Source organism: Micromonospora sp. DSM 45708 (assembly GCF_039566955.1).
Lineage (GTDB): Bacteria > Actinomycetota > Actinomycetes > Mycobacteriales > Micromonosporaceae > Micromonospora.
In genome coordinates this window covers 1,116,175-1,132,060 of sequence record NZ_CP154796.1, presented here as the reverse complement: position 1 = coordinate 1,132,060, position 15,886 = coordinate 1,116,175, and the positions used below count along the sequence as shown (strand labels likewise).

The following is a 15,886-nucleotide window of genomic DNA, read 5'->3' as shown; positions in this document are numbered from 1 at the left end:
CGCCCGTACGGCGGGCCGGAGCGGCAAGCTTACCTGCCGCCTCCGGCCCGGTCGAACGACGTGCTCGGGGGTGGATCAGGCGGCGACGGCCTCGGCCAGCGCCTTGCGCCAACCCTGCTGGTCGCGCGCCTCGCCGGGCATGTTCATCTCGGCGAAGCGGACCACGCCGGCCTTGTCGATGACGAACGTGCCCCGGTTGGCGATGCCGGCGACGTCGTTGAAGACGCCGTACGCCTGGGCCACCGCGCCGTGCGGCCAGAAGTCGGCCAGCAGCGGGAACTGGTAGCCCTCCCGGTCGGCCCAGATCTTGTGGGCGTAGACCGAGTCGACGCTGACGGTCAGCACCTGGACGTCGTCGTTCACGTACTCGTTGAGGTTGTCCCTGACCTCGCACAGCTCACCCTGGCAGATGCCGGTGAAGGCGAGCGGGTAGAAGACCAGCAGCACGGTCTTGCGACCGCGGAGGTCGGAGAGTCGGACCTCCTGGTTGTTCTGGTCCTTGAGCAGGAAGTCCGGCGCCTCGGCGCCAACCTTGACGGGCATGTTTGCTCCTACTTCTTGCTCTTGGACCCGCGCCGCAGCACGAGGCGTGCGCCGCTCCAGTCGCGGCCCGCGTTGATGGTGGAGGTCTGCTGGAGGCCGGCGGTCTGGGCGCTCTCCGCGACCTCGCTCGGCTCGACGTGGCCGTCCCGGCCGGCCTTGGGCGTCAGGAGCCACACCACGCCGTTGTCCGCCAGCGGACCGAGGGCGTCGACGAGGAGCTCGAAGAGGTCACCGTCACCGTCCCGGTGCCAGACCAGAACCACGTCGACCACCTCGTCGGTGTCCTCGTCGACCAGTTCTCCACAGCGGTCGGTCAGGGCGTCCCGGAGATCGGAGTCGACGTCGTCGTCGTAGCCCATCTCCATGACGACCATGCCCGGTTCGATCCCGAACCGGTCCGCCAGGCTGCGTACCCCGTCGGCGGCCTGACCAGCGGTCGCGCTCACTGTCGCGTGCCTCCTCGTCTCATCCTGCCGGCGGCGTCGTGCGACACCACCGGGCCCAGTCCACACAGTTGCGGCTCGCTGCGCAAGTGGCGCACCGGGTGGAACGGAATTTACCGTGCCAGCAGCGTACGGGCACCCTGGGTAATGGCTTCCTCGGACACCAGAACCTGACGAGCAGCCGGACCTAATGGTACAAACGAGTCAAGCGCGGCCACCCGACGCGCCGCGCCGACGTAACCGGTGTCGACAAGCGCGGCCACCACCCCCTCGCCCACCCCGCCGGAGCGCCGCGTCTCGTCCACCACCAGCACCCGGCCGGTCGCCGACGCCTCCCGGATGATGTCGGCCACCGGCAGCGGGGCGAGCCAGCGCAGGTCCACCACGCGGCTGCCGACACCCTCGTCGGCCAGCGTGGCCGCGGCCCGCAGCGACATCCGCACCCCGTTACCGAAGGTGATGATGGTGAGGTCGTCGGCAGAGCCGACCCCGTACACGCGGGCGCGGCCGACCGGCACGTGCCGGTCCACCCAGGCGCCCGGCTCGGCGTACTCGGCCAGCCACCCGCCGTCGCCCTCGGTGTGGAGGTCACGGGCGTGGTAGAGCGCGATCGGCTCCAGGAAGACGCAGACGGCGCCGTCCACCCGGGCCGCCGCCAGGCAGGTACGCAGCATCGCGGCGGCGTCGTCCGGCCGGGACGGCACGGCGATCACCAGCCCCGGCACGTCCCGCAGCACCGCCACCGAGTTGTCGTTGTGGAAGTGCCCGCCGAAGCCCTCCTGGTACGCCAGGCCGGCCACCCGCACCACCATCGGGTTACGGAACGCACCCCGGGAGAAGAACCGCATGGTGGCGGCCTCGCCGCGGAGCTGGTCCTCGGCGTTGTGCAGGTACGCCAGGTACTGGATCTCCGGCACCGGCAGCATGCCGGCCAGGCCGGCGCCGAGCCCGAGCCCGAGGATCGAGGTCTCGTCGAGCAGCGTGTCGAACACCCGGGCCACGCCGAACCGGTCCCGCAGCCCCTTCGTCACCCCGTACACCCCGCCCTTGGCGGCCACGTCCTCACCAAAGACGGCCATCTGCGGGTGGTCGAGCATGCCGTCGGCCAGCGCCGCGTTGATGCTCTGCGCCAGCGTCAGCGGCCCGGTCAGCTCCGGCGGCTTCCCGCCGAACGCCTCCGCCCGGGCCCCGGCGCCCGGACCGGCCGCGTGTGCCGCCGCCTCGGCGACCGCCCGGGACACCCGCACCGGCCGGCGCGGGGCCAGCTCCGCCACCACCTCGACCGGGGTGGCCAGCTTCGGCTCGTCCAGCACCTCCTCGGCGATCCGCCGCAACTGCCAGCCCCGCTCGTCGTACCGGGCGAGCAGCTCCTCGCCGCTCGCGTAGCCGCCCGCCACCAGCCGCCGCGCGGTGAGCAGCAGCGGATCCCGCGCCACGTCCGCGGCGATCTCCGCCGGGCTCCGGTACGCGGTCTCCGCGTCCGCGCCGGCGTGCCCCATCAGCCGGACCGTGCGCAGGTGCAGCACGGCGGGCCGGCGGTGCCGGCGTACCCAGGCGGTCGCCTCGGCCGCCACCCGGTAGCTCTCCACCGCGTCCGTGCCGTCGGCGGCGAAGTAGCGGATGCCGGGTCGGGACCTGAGCGTGGCGGCCACCCACCCCTCGGGCGAGCGCACGCTGATGCCGAGCCCGTTGTCCTCGCAGACGAACAGCACCGGGATCCGCAGGCCGGTGTGGTCGTACCAGCCGGCGGTGTTGAACGCGGCGGTGGCCGTGGCGTGGTTGACCGAGGCGTCGCCGAAGGAGCAGACCACCACCGCGTCCGGCGGCCAGGACGCCACCTCCGGGTCGCCGTCGACGCGCCGTCCGCCCCGACGCAGCCGCTCCAGGGCCAACGCCAGGCCGACCGCCCGGGGCAGGTGCGAGGCGATCGTCGAGGTGGTCGGCACGACCGCCAGGTCGGCCCGGCCGAAGACCTTGTGCCGGCCACCGGCGATCGGCTCCTCGGCGGAGGCGACCATGCCGCGCAGCACGTCACGCGCCGCGCCCGCGAACGCGTCGTCGAACGACGGCGACGGCAGACCGGGTACGCCGACCGTCGCGTCGCCGTCCGCGTCCACCGTCACCCCGGCTCCGTCCGGCAGCAGCGCCGCGTCGGCGTCACCGGCGTCCGCCGGCCCGACCGGTCCGTCCCCACCGCTCCCGGGGTCCCCGGCAGCGGAGTCCTGGCCGGAACCGACCCCGGTGGGGGCACCGTCGTACCAGGATCCCTCCGTGTCCGGCGTATCGGCACACTGCTCTCCGCTGGCGACAGCGGGTGGTGCGTCGGGTGGGAACTCGCCGGCCGCCTGGGCGGCGCGCAGGCAGTAGAACGCGCCGGACCGGTAGTGCAGCAGCGCCGGGTCGGTCGGCCGCAACGCGGCGGCCACCGCGGCGTTGCCCTCGTGGCCGGCCGAGCCGATCGTGTAGTACCCCTCACCGAAGCCGCGCAGCCAGCGCCCGGCCAGATCGGCCAGCCGGCTGGTGAGCTGTGCGTCGAACAGGGCCAGCGCCTGCGCCCCGGTGAGCGGCCCGCCGTCGGGCAGCGGTTCACGCAGGTCGCGCCGCTGGTCCGGCGCGCCGAGCGCGGCCAGGTCGGCTCGGAGCCGGTCGTCGAGATCGTGCGGGGAGGTCACGTCGGACAGCATTACCGACTCATGCCCACCTCGCCCAGTCGGACACGTTCCTACCCGGCGTTGCTCAGACCTCGCCGCACTCCTGTGGGCAGCCGCCGTCGGAGACCTTCCAGACCAGGTCACGCAGCGCGGCCAGCTCCGCCGTGCTCAACCCGTCGAGCAGTCGTGAGTCCGACATCACCTGCCGGACCCGCTCCCGGACCTGCCGGCCCCGCGCGGTGACGACGAGCGCCTTCTGCCGCCGGTCGGTCGGGTCGGTCCGGCGCTCGACCAGCCCGGCCTGCTCCAGCCTGTCGGCCAGGCCGGTCACGTTGGAGCGGTCACACCCGAGTTGCGCGGCCAGGTGACGGGCCGGCGACGGGTGGTCCGGGTCCAGCTCGTGCAGCGCCCGGGCCGCGGCCGGGGTCAGGCCCAGCGCGGCGATCTCCTCGTCCTGGTGGTGCCGCAGCGCGGCGGCGACGTGCTGGATGCGGCGCACGGTGTCGCCGGCCAGGCCGAGCCGGTCGTCGGCCTCGGACGGCGTGCGGGGCACCGGACGATCCGCCATGCCACCAATCATACGTGACGGATCAACAATTGACGTCCTCCACTACCCACGCCCCCGCCCCCTCCTCCTCCCCTCCTCCCCCTCCTCCCTTCCCGCGCGCCTGATTCACGGAAAGCGTGGCCATCCGGCCTCGGATAGCCACGCTTTCCGTGAATCAGGGCCCGTCTGACGGGGGTGGGCAGGGGAGGTCAGGCGGGGAGGAAGGAGAAGCGGACCTGGCGGTCCGGGTTGTCGCCGTTCGGGTCGACGAGGCAGATCGACTGCCAGGTGCCGAGCTGGAGCCGCCCGTCGAGCACCGGCAGTGTCGCGTACGGCGGCACGAACGCCGGGAGCACATGGTCGCGGCCGTGCCCGGGCGAGCCGTGCCGGTGCCGCCACCGGTCGTCGGTGGGCAGCAGGTCGTCGAGCGCCCGGAGCAGGTCGTCGTCCGACCCGGCGCCGGTCTCGACGACCGCCAGCCCGGCGGTGGCGTGCGGGACGAAGACGTGCAGCAGCCCGTCGCCGGCCCCGGCGACGAACCGCTCGGCCTCGGCCGTGATGTCCCGGACGGCGGGCCGGGAACCGGTCCGGACGCTGATCACCTCACTGCGCATACGGCGCATTCTGCCGCAGCCGCTCGGTTCCCGCCGCCGCCACCGCAGTCTGCGCCGCCACCGCCGCCGTCCCCCGGGGCGTAGTCGGGCATCTCGCCGCCGCCGGTTTCCGGGCCGGGCGCGTGCGGGAAGGCACCGACCCCGGCGGACGGCGGAGCCGTTGATCGCGCAAAGTTACCGGTGGGTACCTGTGTTCAGCGTCGCGTCTGGGGGAGCCAGACGTGACGACGAGCGCCACGAGGGGGCAGGATGGCGCTAGAGACCTATCCCACACAGAACCGAGGGAACGCCTGTGGCTACGGAACGCAAGCGCCCGGTGATCACCGCTGGTCTGCCGAGCCAGCTTCCGGACATCGACCCTGAAGAGACCAGCGAATGGGTCGAGTCACTCGACGGTGTCATCGACGAGCGCGGAACCAAGCGCGCCCGGTACGTCATGCTGCGCCTGCTGGAGCGGGCCCGCGAGCGCCAGGTCGGGGTGCCGTCGCTGACCACCACCGACTACATCAACACCATTCCGCCGGAGCGGGAACCGTGGTTCCCCGGCGACGAGCACATCGAGCGGCGGCTGCGGGCGTACATCCGGTGGAACGCCGCCATGCTGGTGCACCGGGCGCAGCGCCCGGAGATCGGCGTGGGCGGCCACATCTCCACGTTCGCCAGCTCGGCGTCGCTCTACGAGGTGGGCTTCAACCACTTCTTCCGCGGCAAGGAGCACCCGGGCGGCGGCGACCAGATCTACTACCAGGGTCACGCCTCCCCCGGCATGTACGCGCGGGCCTTCCTGGAGGGCCGGCTCAGCGCCGACCAGCTCGACGGCTTCCGGCAGGAGCTGTCGCACCGCGCCGGCTCACTGCCCTCGTACCCGCACCCGCGGCTGATGCCGGACTTCTGGGAGTTCCCCACCGTCTCCATGGGCCTCGGCCCGCTGAACGCCATCTACCAGGCGCGGTTCAACCGCTACCTCCAGCACCGTGGCATCAAGGACACCTCCCAGCAGCACGTCTGGGCGTTCCTCGGCGACGGTGAGATGGACGAGGTCGAGTCGCTCGGCGCGATCGGCGTGGCCGCGCGCGAGGAGCTGGACAACCTCACCTTCGTGATCAACTGCAACCTCCAGCGGCTGGACGGGCCGGTCCGCGGCAACGGCAAGGTCATGCAGGAGCTGGAGGCGTTCTTCCGCGGCGCCGGCTGGAACGTCATCAAGGTGGTCTGGGGCCGCGAGTGGGACCCGCTGCTCGCCGCGGACACCGACGGCGCGCTCGTCAACCTGATGAACACCACGCCCGACGGTGACTACCAGACCTACAAGGCGGAGTCCGGGGCGTACGTCCGGGAGCACTTCTTCGGCCGCGACCCGCGGACCCGCAAGATGGTCGAGCACCTCTCCGACGACGAGATCTGGAACCTCAAGCGGGGTGGTCACGACTACCGCAAGCTCTACGCGGCCTACAAGGCGGCGATGGAGCACACCGGCCAGCCGACCGTCATCCTCGCCAAGACCATCAAGGGCTGGACGCTGGGCTCGCACTTCGAGGGCCGCAACGCCACGCACCAGATGAAGAAGCTGACGCTCGACGACCTGAAGCTGTTCCGCGACCGGCTCTACCTCGACATCCCGGACAAGCAGCTGGAGGAGAACCCCTACCTCCCGCCGTACTACACGCCGGACGAGAAGTCGGACGAGATGGAATACCTGCGGGAGCGGCGTCGCCAGCTCGGCGGCTTCCTCCCGTCGCGCACCACCGCGCCCAAGACGCTGGCCATCCCGGGCAGCGAGCGGTTCGCCGACGTCAAGCGCGGGTCGGGCAAGCAGAAGGTGGCCACCACGATGGCCTTCGTCCGCCTGCTCAAGGACGTCATGAAGGACAAGGAGTTCGGCAAGCGCTGGGTGCCGATCATCCCGGACGAGGCCCGCACCTTCGGCATGGACTCGCTCTTCCCGACCCAGAAGATCTACTCGCCGCACGGCCAGCGCTACACCTCGGTCGACCGGGAGCTGTTCCTGTCGTACAAGGAGTCGACGACCGGGCAGATCCTGCACGAGGGGATCAACGAGGCCGGCTCGGTCGCCTCGTTTACCGCCGCCGGCTCGTCGTACGCCACGCACGGCGAGCCGATGATCCCGATGTACATCTTCTACTCGATGTTCGGCTTCCAGCGCACCGGCGACGGGTTCTGGGCGGCGGCCGACCAGATGGCCCGGGGCTTCGTGCTCGGCGCGACCGCCGGCCGGACCACGCTCAACGGCGAGGGCCTCCAGCACGAGGACGGCCATTCGCTGCTGCTCGCCGCCACCAACCCGGCGGTGGTCGCGTACGACGCGGCGTTCGCCTTCGAGCTGGCGCACATCCTGGAGAACGGCCTGCACCGGATGTACGGCGAGGCGCAGGAGAACGTCTTCTACTACCTCACCGTCTACAACGAGCCGATCTTCCAGCCGGCCGAGCCGGAGGGCGTGGACGCCGAGGGCATCCTCAAGGGCATCTACCGCTACTCCCCGGCGCCGCAGGTCGACGGCGACGCGCCGAAGGCGAACGTCCTCGCCTCCGGCACCGGCATGCAGTGGGCGCTCAAGGCGCAGCAGTTGCTCGCCGAGGACTGGGGCGTGGCCGCCGACGTGTGGTCGGTGACGTCCTGGACCGAGCTGCGCCGCGACGCGGTGGAGTGCGAGGAGCACAACCTGCTCAACCCGGGTGAGGAGCAGCGGGTGCCGTACATCCAGCGGAAGCTGGCCGACGCGGACGGCCCGAAGGTCGCGGTCAGCGACTGGATGCGCGCGGTACCGGACCTGATCGCGCGCTGGGTACCGGGCGACTACACCTCGCTCGGCACCGACGGCTTCGGCATGTCGGACACCCGGCACGCGCTGCGCCGCCACTTCCACGTGGACGCCGAGTCGATCGCGGTCGCCACGCTGCGGCAGCTCGCGCTGCGGGGCGCGGTCCCGGCCCACGTGCCGGCCGACGCCGCCCGCAAGTACGCGCTGGACGACGTCACCGCCGCCCCGGTCGGCGAGACCGGCGGCGACAGCTAGGTGTGAAAGGAGGGGCCCCTTCTCAACGCCTCCGGTAGAGAAGGGGCCCCTTCTCACCGCCGACGGCGGTGCGAGACGTCGGGCGGTACCGCGACGCGGGCACCGCACAGCGGTCGGACACGACGATGGTCCGGCGTCCCTGGCCGGGATGCCGGACCATCACCGTTGCGGGCGACGCCGGGACTGCGATCCGGTCAGCCGACGGCGGCCAGGTCGGTCAGCCGGGCCAGCGAGTCCTCCAGGTCGGCGCCCACCCGACGCAGGCCGAGCCGCAGCAGTGCGGCCTTGACCGGCCCGGCGGGCCACCGCACGACGATCAGCCGGACCACGGTGCCGCCGGCCTCGTCGTCCTCGGTGAGCTGGACGTAGATCTCGGTACGCGCCTCGGCCCGGGCGCCGGCGCCCTTGGCCCGTTCGCGCCAGCCGATCAGCGTCGGCTCCTGATAGGCGATCACTTCGGCCTCGTGCGCGGCACCGCGTCCGGCCTGGACGAGCTGCCGCCGGCCGAACCCCTCCCCGGAGAGGACCTCGGCCGCACGGACCCCCGCCAGCCAGGCCGGCAGCTGCTCGGCGCGCTGCACGACGTCCCAGACCACTTCCACCGGCGCCGCCACGTGTGCGCTGCGTTCCACGAGGATCATGAGCGTCTTTCCCCCACCTAAAACTACATCCGCGATATTCGGCACTCTATGTGTAAATCGGACTTAAGCGGACGGGATCGGCTAAGACACGCCGAACCGCCCTTGTGTCGCCCGCCGTCCCGGCCTATGGCGCGGCGTTCTCCCGAGCCCTAGAGTCGCGAACAAGCTTCACGTCTCGGGAGGGTGAATTGACGACCGTGCCGATGCCCGACTTCCCCGCCGGCTTCCGCTGGGGGGTGTCCACCTCCGCGTACCAGATCGAGGGCGCGACCACGGTCGACGGCCGGGGACCCTCCATCTGGGACACGTTCGCCCACGACCCGGGCCGGATCGTCGACGGCAGCACCGGCGACGAGGCGTGCGACCACTACCACCGGCACGCCGAGGACACCGCGCTGCTGGCCGGGCTGGGCGTGTCCGCGTACCGGTTCTCGATCGCCTGGCCCCGCGTCCAGCCCACCGGCGCCGGCCCGGCCCACGCGGCCGGGCTGGACTTCTACGACCGGCTGGTGGACGGCCTGCTCGCCGCCGGCGTCGACCCGGTCGCCACGCTCTTCCACTGGGACCTGCCGCAGGCGCTGGAGGACGCCGGCGGCTGGCTGAACCGGGACACCGCCGCCCGCTTCGCCGAGTACGCCGACCTGACCGCGGCCCGCCTCGGCGACCGGGTGAAGCTGTGGATCACGCTCAACGAACCGTTCATCCACATGAGCCTCGGGCACGGCATCGGCACGCACGCGCCCGGCCGGATGCTGCTCTTCGACGTCTTCCCGGTGGCCCACCACCAGCTCCTCGGGCACGGCCTCGCGGTCGCCGCGTTGCGCGCCCGCACCGCGAGCCCGGTGGCGATCGCCAACAACTACTCACCGGTGCGGCAGGTCGGGGACACCGACGCCGACCGGGCCGCCGCGCAGGCGTACGACGCGCTGCACAACCGGCTCTTCACCGACCCGCTGCTCGGCCGCGGCTACCCCGACGCGCCCGGCCTCGACCCGGCCGTGGTCCACGACGGCGACCTGGACGTGCTGGCCGCCCCGATCGACGTGCTCGGCGTGAACTACTACAACCCGACCGGCATCCGGGCCCCCGAGGAGGGCTCGCCGCTGCCGTTCGAGATGGTGCCGCTGGACGGCTACCCGCGCACCGCGTTCGACTGGCCGGTGGCCCCGGACGGGCTGCGCGAGCTGCTGCTCCAGCTCCACGACCGGTACGGCGACGCGCTGCCGCCGGTCCAGGTCACCGAGAGCGGCTGCGCGTACGACGACGCGCCGGACGCGCAGGGCCGGGTGCACGACCCGGAGCGGATCGCGTACCTGGACGGACACGTGCGCGCGGTGCACGAGGCGATCGCCGCGGGCGTGCCGGTGACCGGGTACTTCGTCTGGTCGCTGCTGGACAACTGGGAGTGGGCCGAGGGGTTCACCAAGCGGTTCGGCCTGGTGCACGTCGACTACCCGACGCAGCGGCGTACCCCGAAGTCGTCGTACGCCTGGTTCCGGGACCTGGCCCGGCGATGACCACGGTGAACCCGACGCCGGCCTCGCTGCCGGCGGCGCTCGCCGAACCGACCGTGCCGGTCCGGCGGAGCTGGATCGCGCTGATCTTCGCCGCCAACCTGGGCGTCTGGATGGCGTTCTTCACGCCGATCCAGGTGCTGCTGCCGCAGCAGGTGGAACGCATCGCGCCGGGTGACAAGGAGGCCATGCTGGCGGTCGTCACCGGCATCGGCGCGCTCGCCGCGGTGCTCGCCAACCCGCTCGCCGGGGCGCTGTCGGACCGCACCTCGCTGCGGCTGGCGAACCGGCACTTCGGCCGCCGGCACGTCTGGACCGCGACCGGCGCGGTGGTCGGCGCGCTCGCGCTGGTGCTGCTGGCCCGGCAGGACAGCATCGCCGGGGTGGCGGTGGCCTGGGTGGCCGCGCAGGTCTGTTTCAACGCCATGCTGGCCAGCCTCACCGCCGCGATCCCGGACCGGGTGCCGGTGGCGCAGCGCGGCGGCGTCTCCGGCTGGGTGGGCATCCCGCAGGCGCTGGGCCTGGTGCTCGGCGCGGTGCTGGTCACCGCCGTGGTGACCGGCAACGCCGCCGGGTACGCCGCGATCGCGCTCGCCGTGCTGCTGCTGTCGCTGCCGTTCGCGCTGCTCACCCAGGACGACCCGCTGCCCCGGGAGCACCGGCCGCCGCTGCGGGCGCGCGCCCTGCTCGCCTCGATGTGGATCAGCCCGCGTCGCCATCCCGACTTCGCCTGGGCCTGGTTCACCCGGTTCCTGGTGCAGTTGGGCAACGCGCTCGGCACGCTCTACCTGCTGTACTTCCTCACCGACGGGGTGCGGGTGGCCGACCCCGAGGGCTCGCTGCTGGTGCTGATCCTGCTCTACACCGTGGGCATGATGCTCACCGCCGTGGTGGCCGGGCGGCTCTCCGACCGCTCGGGGCGACGCAAGGTCTTCGTGATCGTGTCCGGGCTGATCATGGCGGTGGCGGCGACGTTGCTGGCGGTGGCGCCGGTCTGGTCGATGGCGATCGTCGCCGCGCTGCTGCTCGGCGCCGGTTACGGCGTCTACCTGGCGGTGGACGCCGCGTTGATCACCCAGGTGCTGCCGGCCGCCACCGACCGGGCCAAGGACCTCGGCGTGATCAACATCGCCAACTCCGCGCCGCAGGTGCTGGGGCCGGCGCTCTCCGCCCCGATCGTGGTCCATCTGGGCGGCTACCCGGCGCTCTATGCGGTCACCGCGGCCGTCACGCTGCTCGGCAGCGCGCTGGTCGTGAAGATCAGGGCGGTGCCCTGACCGGGCCCCCTGCCGGAAAGCGGTCGCGGCCCGCCGTAGGCTGGGGGACGTGACGGTACGTGTACGCTTCGCCCCCTCCCCGACCGGAATGTTCCACGTCGGCGGCGCCCGCTCGGCGTTGCAGAACTGGATCTTCGCCAAGCAGCAGGGCGGGGTGTTCGTGCTCCGCGTCGAGGACACCGACGCGGCCCGCAACCGGCCCGAGTGGACCGAGGGCATCCTCTCCGCGCTCGACTGGATCGGCATCACCCGCGGCAGCTACGAGGGCCCCTACTTCCAGTCCTCGTACGCGGGTGAGCACCGCGCCGCCGCGCAGCGGCTGCACGAGGGGGGCCGGGCGTACTACTGCGACTGCACCCGCGAGGACGTGCAGGCGCGTACCGGCCCGCAGCACCGCGGCTACGACGGCTTCTGCCGGGATCGCGGCCTGTCCGCGGGAGAGGGCCGGGCGCTGCGCTTCCGCACCCCGGACGAGGGCGAGACCGTGGTGGTCGACCTGATCCGCGGCGAGCCGACGTTCGAGAACAAGCTGATCGAGGACTTCGTCATCGCCCGCGGCGACGGCTCACCGGTCTTCCTGCTGGCCAACGTGGTCGACGACATGACCATGGGGATCACCCACGTGATCCGGGCCGAGGAGCACCTGCCGAACACCCCGAAGCAGCAGCTGCTGTGGGACGCGCTCGGGGTCAAGCCGCCGGTCTGGGCGCACGTGCCCGTGGTGGTCAACGAGAAGCGGCAGAAGCTGTCCAAGCGGCGGGACAAGGTCGCCCTGGAGGCGTACCGGGACGAGGGCTACCTCGCCGACGCGATGCGCAACTACCTGATGCTGCTCGGCTGGGCGCCGTCGGGTGACCGGGAGATCGTGCCCTGGTCGGTGATCGAGGACGAGTTCCGGCTCGACGAGGTCAACCCCTCCCCGGCCTTCTTCGACGAGAAGAAGCTGCGTGCCTTCAACGGGGAGTACATCCGGGCCCTGCCGGTCGAGGAGTTCGTCGCCGCGTGCCAGCCGTGGCTCACCGGCACCGACACGATCGCCCCGCCGCCGTGGCAGCCGGCCGAGTTCGACCCGGCCGCGTTCGCCGCGGTGGCCCCGCTGGCACAGACCCGCATCGCGGTGCTCAGCGAGATCGTGCCGAACGTCGACTTCCTCTTCCTCGCCGACCCGCTGATCGACGAGGCGGCCTGGGCGAAGGCGATGAAGGAGGGCGCCGCCGAGCTGCTGGACGCCGCGATCGCCGCGTTCGACACGCTGGAAACCTGGGACGCCGAGGCGCTGAAGGCCACGCTGGAGGCGGTCGGCGCGGAGCGCGGGCTGAAGCTGGGCAAGGCGCAGGCGCCGGTCCGGGTGGCGGTCACCGGCCGCACCGTCGGGCTGCCGCTGTTCGAGTCCCTGGAGGTGCTCGGTCGCGACCGGACGCTGACCCGGCTACGCGCCGCCCGGGTACGCCTGGTCTGAGCCACGGTGCCGCCGCGGAGGTGCGGGTGACGCCTCGGCGTATCGCGCGCCGGAAACGGATGCCCTTTCGCGCGTTATGCCTCCTGGTCATATTTATGACCAGGAGGCATAACGAGATGCGGTAGAGGTCTGTCCCGCCGCGTCACGCACCGTGACCGGCGAGCAGACGCCTCCGGGTGGACCGGCATGCCGCCGAGTGCCCGGCCGACCAGCGTGCCGGCCGATCAGTGTGCCCGGCCGATCAGCGTTCCCGGCCGATCAGCGTGCCCGGCCCGGTCAGCCGCGGGCGGCGCGGCGACGCAGCAGCAGGCCGCCGCCCAACGCGGCCAGCACCACGACCGCGCCGGCCGCCCACAGCCAACCCGTACCCCCGTCGTCGTCCGCGGCGGCGGCTGCGGGGGTCGGGCTCGCCGGCGACGGCGCGGCGCTGGTGGGCGGCGTCGCGGTGGTCGGTGCGGTGCTGGTGGGCGTCGACGGTGTCTCCGCCGGGGTGCCGGTGGTCAGCGTGAACCGGATCTCCCCCTTGATCGGATGCCCGTCGTCGGACGCGAGCTGATAGGCCACGATGTAGAGCCCGGCCGCGGCGGGCTCGAACGGCACGCTCACCCGCTTGCCGGAGAACGTCGGCGGTCCGCCCGCGGCGGCCACGTTGTCCGGCCCGGTGACGGTGACCTTCGTGGTGGCCTCCTTCGGCGTGGCCAGGAAGCGCAGCTCGATCCGCTTCGGGGCGGTGGCCACCCGGGCCCCGTTGGCCGGGTCGCTGCCGGTCAACGAGTTGTGCGCGGCGGCCGGCGCTGCCGGCAGCAGCAGCGACACCCCCGCCGCCAGCCCGAGCACCGCCAGCCAGGTACGTGTCGTACGGGCAGTCCTGCCCCCCATGAGCCCCTCCGTCCGGGTAAGATCCGGCCGCTGATCTTCGACCGCTCATTGGTCGGTCTCAGCTCGCAGATAGTTCCAAATACTCTTCCATCTACTGCAACCACGCGACGTTCTGCGGAGTCTTTGTGGTGGGCGGGTCCAGTGTGACCGGTAGCGGAAGCCAGCCATCGAACGGGGCGAGGAGGCGGCGATGGTCCGGAAGGTGAGGCGGCTGCTGGCCGTCGTGGCCGGGGCGGCGGTGCTGGCCTGCGCGCTGGCCCTCACCGGCACGACGGTGGCCCAGGCCGCGCCGAAGCCGAAACTCGCCCCGGCCGGGGTGGACATCACCGGCGACCAGCTCGACCAGCCGTTGCAGTTGCGGGCCGACACCCGCCCGGCCGAGGTCACCATGATCGTCGACCAGGTCGAGTGGCTGGGGACGACCGGTCAGCTGCGCGGCCCGGCGGCCAAGGACCTCGGTCCGAAGTACACGGTGGTGGTGCTCGCCGCCGGCAGCCCGAAGAACACCTACGACCTCTTCCCGTTGGCCAAGGGCGGTCCCCGGGTCTACCGGCCGGCCAAGCAGCCCGACCTGAGCCACCCCCGGGCCGGCTGGTTCTTCGGGCGCCTCAACATGTCCGAGACGCTGCGCGCTGTCGGCGTGCCGCTGGCACCCCGGTTCGACACGCTCTCCGGCGGCATCGGCGGCGGCGAGCGGGTCCTGCCGGAGGACGCGCTAGACCCGGCGGAGGGCCTCGACACCGCGCTCGGCGAGTTGCAGCGGCTGCTGCTGCTCAACATCGGCGTGGTGCTGGTCATCACCGTCGGACTGGCCGGCATCGCGCTTTTGGTGCGCCGCCGCACCCGCTGAGCCCCGGCTGTGTCGGCTGGGCATGCGCTCCGGCCCTCGCTTGGCTCGGTGCGGTCACCCATGCTCAGAGCGTCAACACCACCTTGCCCCGGACGTGCCCCGCCTCCACCAGCCGCTGCGCCTCGGCGGCGTCGGTGAGCGGGAACGTCCGGGCCACGTGCACGGTGAGCCGGCCGGCGTCGACCAGCCCGGCGAGCACGCCCAGGTCGACCGTCGACGGCTTGACGAAGACGTACGCGCCGCCGAGGCGGGTCACGTGCTCGGGGTCGGCGGTGGAGACCAGCCGTCCCGGCCGGCCGATCAGCTCGGCGGAGGCGTCGAGCGCGTCGCCCCCGAACAGGTCCAGCACCACGTCGACGCCGTCCGGCGCGACCGCGCGGACCCGGTCCGGCAGGCCGTCGCCGTAGCTCACCGGCTCCGCGCCCAGCGACCGGACGAAGTCGTGGTTCGCCTCGCTCGCCGTGCCGACCACCCGGTCGGCGCCGAGCGCGCGCGCCACCTGCACCGCGAGGTGTCCCACCCCGCCGGCCGCGCCGTGCACCAGCACGGTGTCACCGGCGCCGGTGCGGGCCAGTTGCAGTGCCTGGTAGGCGGTGAGCCCGGCCAGCGGCAGCCCGGCCGCCTCCGGCCAGGACGCCCGCACCGGCTTGTCGGCCAGGCACCGCTCCGGCGCCGGGACCAGCTCCGCGTACGTGCCGTGCTGCACGTCGTCACGACGGACGTAGCCGATCACCTCGTCGCCGACGCCGAAACCGGACACCGCCGGACCGACCGCCTCCACCACCCCGGCGGCGTCCCACCCCGGCACCAGCGGAAAGTGGGTCGGGAACGCGCCGGCCAGGTGCCCCGCCCGGATTTTCCCGTCGACCGGGTTGACCCCCGCGGCCCGCACCCGCACCAGGACCGTGTCCGGCCCGACCGGCGGTGTGGGCAGCTCACGTGCGGTGAGCCGGTCGGCCGGGCCGTACTCGTCGATCGCCATCGCCCTCACCCACCCACGCTAACCGCCGGACGGGCCCCGCGTGGTCAGCACCAGCGGCGCGGCGGCCGTTCCCGGCGGCTCGTGCGGTTGCCCGGACGCACCGCGCCGTGCCGGTGGCCGCCCGCCCAGCCGGCCTGGTCGCTGCGGCAGCCCTGGGCCGGCGCCGGCTCGGCCGCGGGATAGGCCGGCTCGACGACCCGCTGACGCGGCGCCGCCGGCTCGTCGTCGGCGCGCTCCGGCGACCACCCGGCGGCCGGCTCGCCCGAGTGGGCCACACCCGAGCGGCGCGGCTGGTCGTGGCCCGGCCGGCAGTGCTCGTGCTGAGCGCAGCCGTGCTCGGCCTCCCCGTGCGCCATCCCGGTCCCCCTCACCCTTCGCCCTCGCCCGTCGGACGGAACGCCCCGACGCGCCCTGACACCGTACTGGCCCGGCCCGACGAGATCGTCAGC

14 protein-coding genes are annotated in these 15,886 nt (G+C 72.8%); 5 read left to right on the top strand and 9 right to left on the bottom strand.

From position 1 onward, the window contains the following. Window positions 1-75 precede the first annotated feature (75 nt). From VKK44_RS05490 to VKK44_RS05470, 5 genes are all read right to left on the bottom strand, one after another. Entirely contained in the window at window positions 76-543 is a 468-nt protein-coding gene (locus tag VKK44_RS05490; RefSeq protein WP_343445750.1) for a peroxiredoxin, read from the bottom strand. A gap of 8 nt (window positions 544-551) precedes the next feature. Further along, a complete protein-coding gene (locus VKK44_RS05485; RefSeq protein WP_343445749.1) occupies window positions 552-989 on the bottom strand; it encodes a DUF3052 domain-containing protein in 438 nt (145 codons plus the stop codon). Between the two features lie 110 nt (window positions 990-1,099). After that, on the bottom strand, window positions 1,100-3,670 hold the full coding sequence (locus tag VKK44_RS05480) for a thiamine pyrophosphate-dependent enzyme (protein WP_343445747.1): 2,571 nt from the start codon (window positions 3,668-3,670) through the stop codon (window positions 1,100-1,102). Window positions 3,671-3,722: 52 nt separating this feature from the next. After that, on the bottom strand, window positions 3,723-4,205 hold the full coding sequence (locus VKK44_RS05475; RefSeq protein WP_343445746.1) for a MarR family winged helix-turn-helix transcriptional regulator: 483 nt from the start codon (window positions 4,203-4,205) through the stop codon (window positions 3,723-3,725). Between the two features lie 188 nt (window positions 4,206-4,393). Continuing rightward, complete coding sequence (locus VKK44_RS05470) at window positions 4,394-4,798, bottom strand: YjbQ family protein (RefSeq protein WP_343445744.1); 405 nt, start codon at window positions 4,796-4,798, stop codon at window positions 4,394-4,396. A 292-nt stretch (window positions 4,799-5,090) separates the two neighbouring features. On the opposite strand from VKK44_RS05470, the gene aceE reads away from it, so the two are divergent. Beyond that, complete coding sequence (aceE, locus tag VKK44_RS05465; protein ID WP_343445743.1) at window positions 5,091-7,835, top strand: pyruvate dehydrogenase (acetyl-transferring), homodimeric type; 2,745 nt, start codon at window positions 5,091-5,093, stop codon at window positions 7,833-7,835. Window positions 7,836-8,029: 194 nt separating this feature from the next. Here the strand turns inward: aceE and VKK44_RS05460 are convergent, their stop codons facing one another. Then, a complete protein-coding gene (locus VKK44_RS05460) occupies window positions 8,030-8,476 on the bottom strand; it encodes an SRPBCC domain-containing protein (RefSeq protein ID WP_343445742.1) in 447 nt (148 codons plus the stop codon). Window positions 8,477-8,679: 203 nt separating this feature from the next. On the opposite strand from VKK44_RS05460, the gene VKK44_RS05455 reads away from it, so the two are divergent. From VKK44_RS05455 to gltX, 3 genes are all read left to right on the top strand, one after another. Further along, the gene (locus VKK44_RS05455) at window positions 8,680-9,993 is read left to right on the top strand and encodes a GH1 family beta-glucosidase (protein ID WP_343447678.1); all 1,314 of its coding nucleotides are present in this window, start codon (window positions 8,680-8,682) and stop codon (window positions 9,991-9,993) included. Continuing rightward, window positions 9,990-11,267: an MFS transporter gene (locus VKK44_RS05450; protein ID WP_343445741.1), complete on the top strand. Its 1,278-nt coding sequence runs from the start codon at window positions 9,990-9,992 to the stop codon at window positions 11,265-11,267. The genes VKK44_RS05455 and VKK44_RS05450 overlap by 4 nt, the downstream gene beginning before the upstream one ends. Window positions 11,268-11,355: 88 nt before the next feature. Further along, window positions 11,356-12,726 carry a glutamate--tRNA ligase gene (gene gltX, locus VKK44_RS05445; RefSeq protein ID WP_343447677.1) on the top strand — a complete coding sequence of 457 codons (1,371 nt, stop codon included), beginning with the start codon at window positions 11,356-11,358 and terminating at the stop codon, window positions 12,724-12,726. Window positions 12,727-13,002: 276 nt separating this feature from the next. Here the strand turns inward: gltX and VKK44_RS05440 are convergent, their stop codons facing one another. Continuing rightward, a complete protein-coding gene (locus VKK44_RS05440) occupies window positions 13,003-13,605 on the bottom strand; it encodes a copper resistance CopC family protein (protein ID WP_343445740.1) in 603 nt (200 codons plus the stop codon). Window positions 13,606-13,795: 190 nt separating this feature from the next. Between VKK44_RS05440 and VKK44_RS05435 the strand changes: the two genes are divergently transcribed. Further along, window positions 13,796-14,455 (top strand): hypothetical protein, encoded by a 660-nt coding sequence (locus VKK44_RS05435; RefSeq protein WP_343445739.1) that lies wholly within the window; start codon window positions 13,796-13,798, stop codon window positions 14,453-14,455. Between the two features lie 64 nt (window positions 14,456-14,519). On the opposite strand, the gene VKK44_RS05430 is transcribed toward VKK44_RS05435, so the two are convergent. Both VKK44_RS05430 and VKK44_RS05425 read right to left on the bottom strand, forming a co-directional pair. Continuing rightward, the gene (locus VKK44_RS05430; RefSeq protein ID WP_343447676.1) at window positions 14,520-15,437 is read right to left on the bottom strand and encodes an NADP-dependent oxidoreductase; all 918 of its coding nucleotides are present in this window, start codon (window positions 15,435-15,437) and stop codon (window positions 14,520-14,522) included. Between the two features lie 44 nt (window positions 15,438-15,481). Then, window positions 15,482-15,793 (bottom strand): hypothetical protein, encoded by a 312-nt coding sequence (locus VKK44_RS05425; protein ID WP_343445738.1) that lies wholly within the window; start codon window positions 15,791-15,793, stop codon window positions 15,482-15,484. Window positions 15,794-15,886 lie beyond the last annotated feature (93 nt).

Coding starts and splice junctions, on each gene's coding strand:
- VKK44_RS05490 (WP_343445750.1), bottom strand. CDS start 543: ATGCCCGTCAAGGTTGGCGCCGAGGCGCCGGACTTCCTGCTCAAGGAC.
- VKK44_RS05480 (WP_343445747.1), bottom strand. CDS start 3,670: ATGCTGTCCGACGTGACCTCCCCGCACGATCTCGACGACCGGCTCCGA.
- VKK44_RS05475 (WP_343445746.1), bottom strand. CDS start 4,205: ATGGCGGATCGTCCGGTGCCCCGCACGCCGTCCGAGGCCGACGACCGG.
- VKK44_RS05470 (WP_343445744.1), bottom strand. CDS start 4,798: ATGCGCAGTGAGGTGATCAGCGTCCGGACCGGTTCCCGGCCCGCCGTC.
- VKK44_RS05460 (WP_343445742.1), bottom strand. CDS start 8,476: ATGATCCTCGTGGAACGCAGCGCACACGTGGCGGCGCCGGTGGAAGTG.
- VKK44_RS05455 (WP_343447678.1), top strand. CDS start 8,680: ATGCCCGACTTCCCCGCCGGCTTCCGCTGGGGGGTGTCCACCTCCGCG.
- VKK44_RS05450 (WP_343445741.1), top strand. CDS start 9,990: ATGACCACGGTGAACCCGACGCCGGCCTCGCTGCCGGCGGCGCTCGCC.
- gltX (WP_343447677.1), top strand. CDS start 11,356: ATGTTCCACGTCGGCGGCGCCCGCTCGGCGTTGCAGAACTGGATCTTC.
- VKK44_RS05440 (WP_343445740.1), bottom strand. CDS start 13,605: ATGGGGGGCAGGACTGCCCGTACGACACGTACCTGGCTGGCGGTGCTC.
- VKK44_RS05435 (WP_343445739.1), top strand. CDS start 13,796: ATGGTCCGGAAGGTGAGGCGGCTGCTGGCCGTCGTGGCCGGGGCGGCG.
- VKK44_RS05430 (WP_343447676.1), bottom strand. CDS start 15,437: ATGGCGATCGACGAGTACGGCCCGGCCGACCGGCTCACCGCACGTGAG.
- VKK44_RS05425 (WP_343445738.1), bottom strand. CDS start 15,793: ATGGCGCACGGGGAGGCCGAGCACGGCTGCGCTCAGCACGAGCACTGC.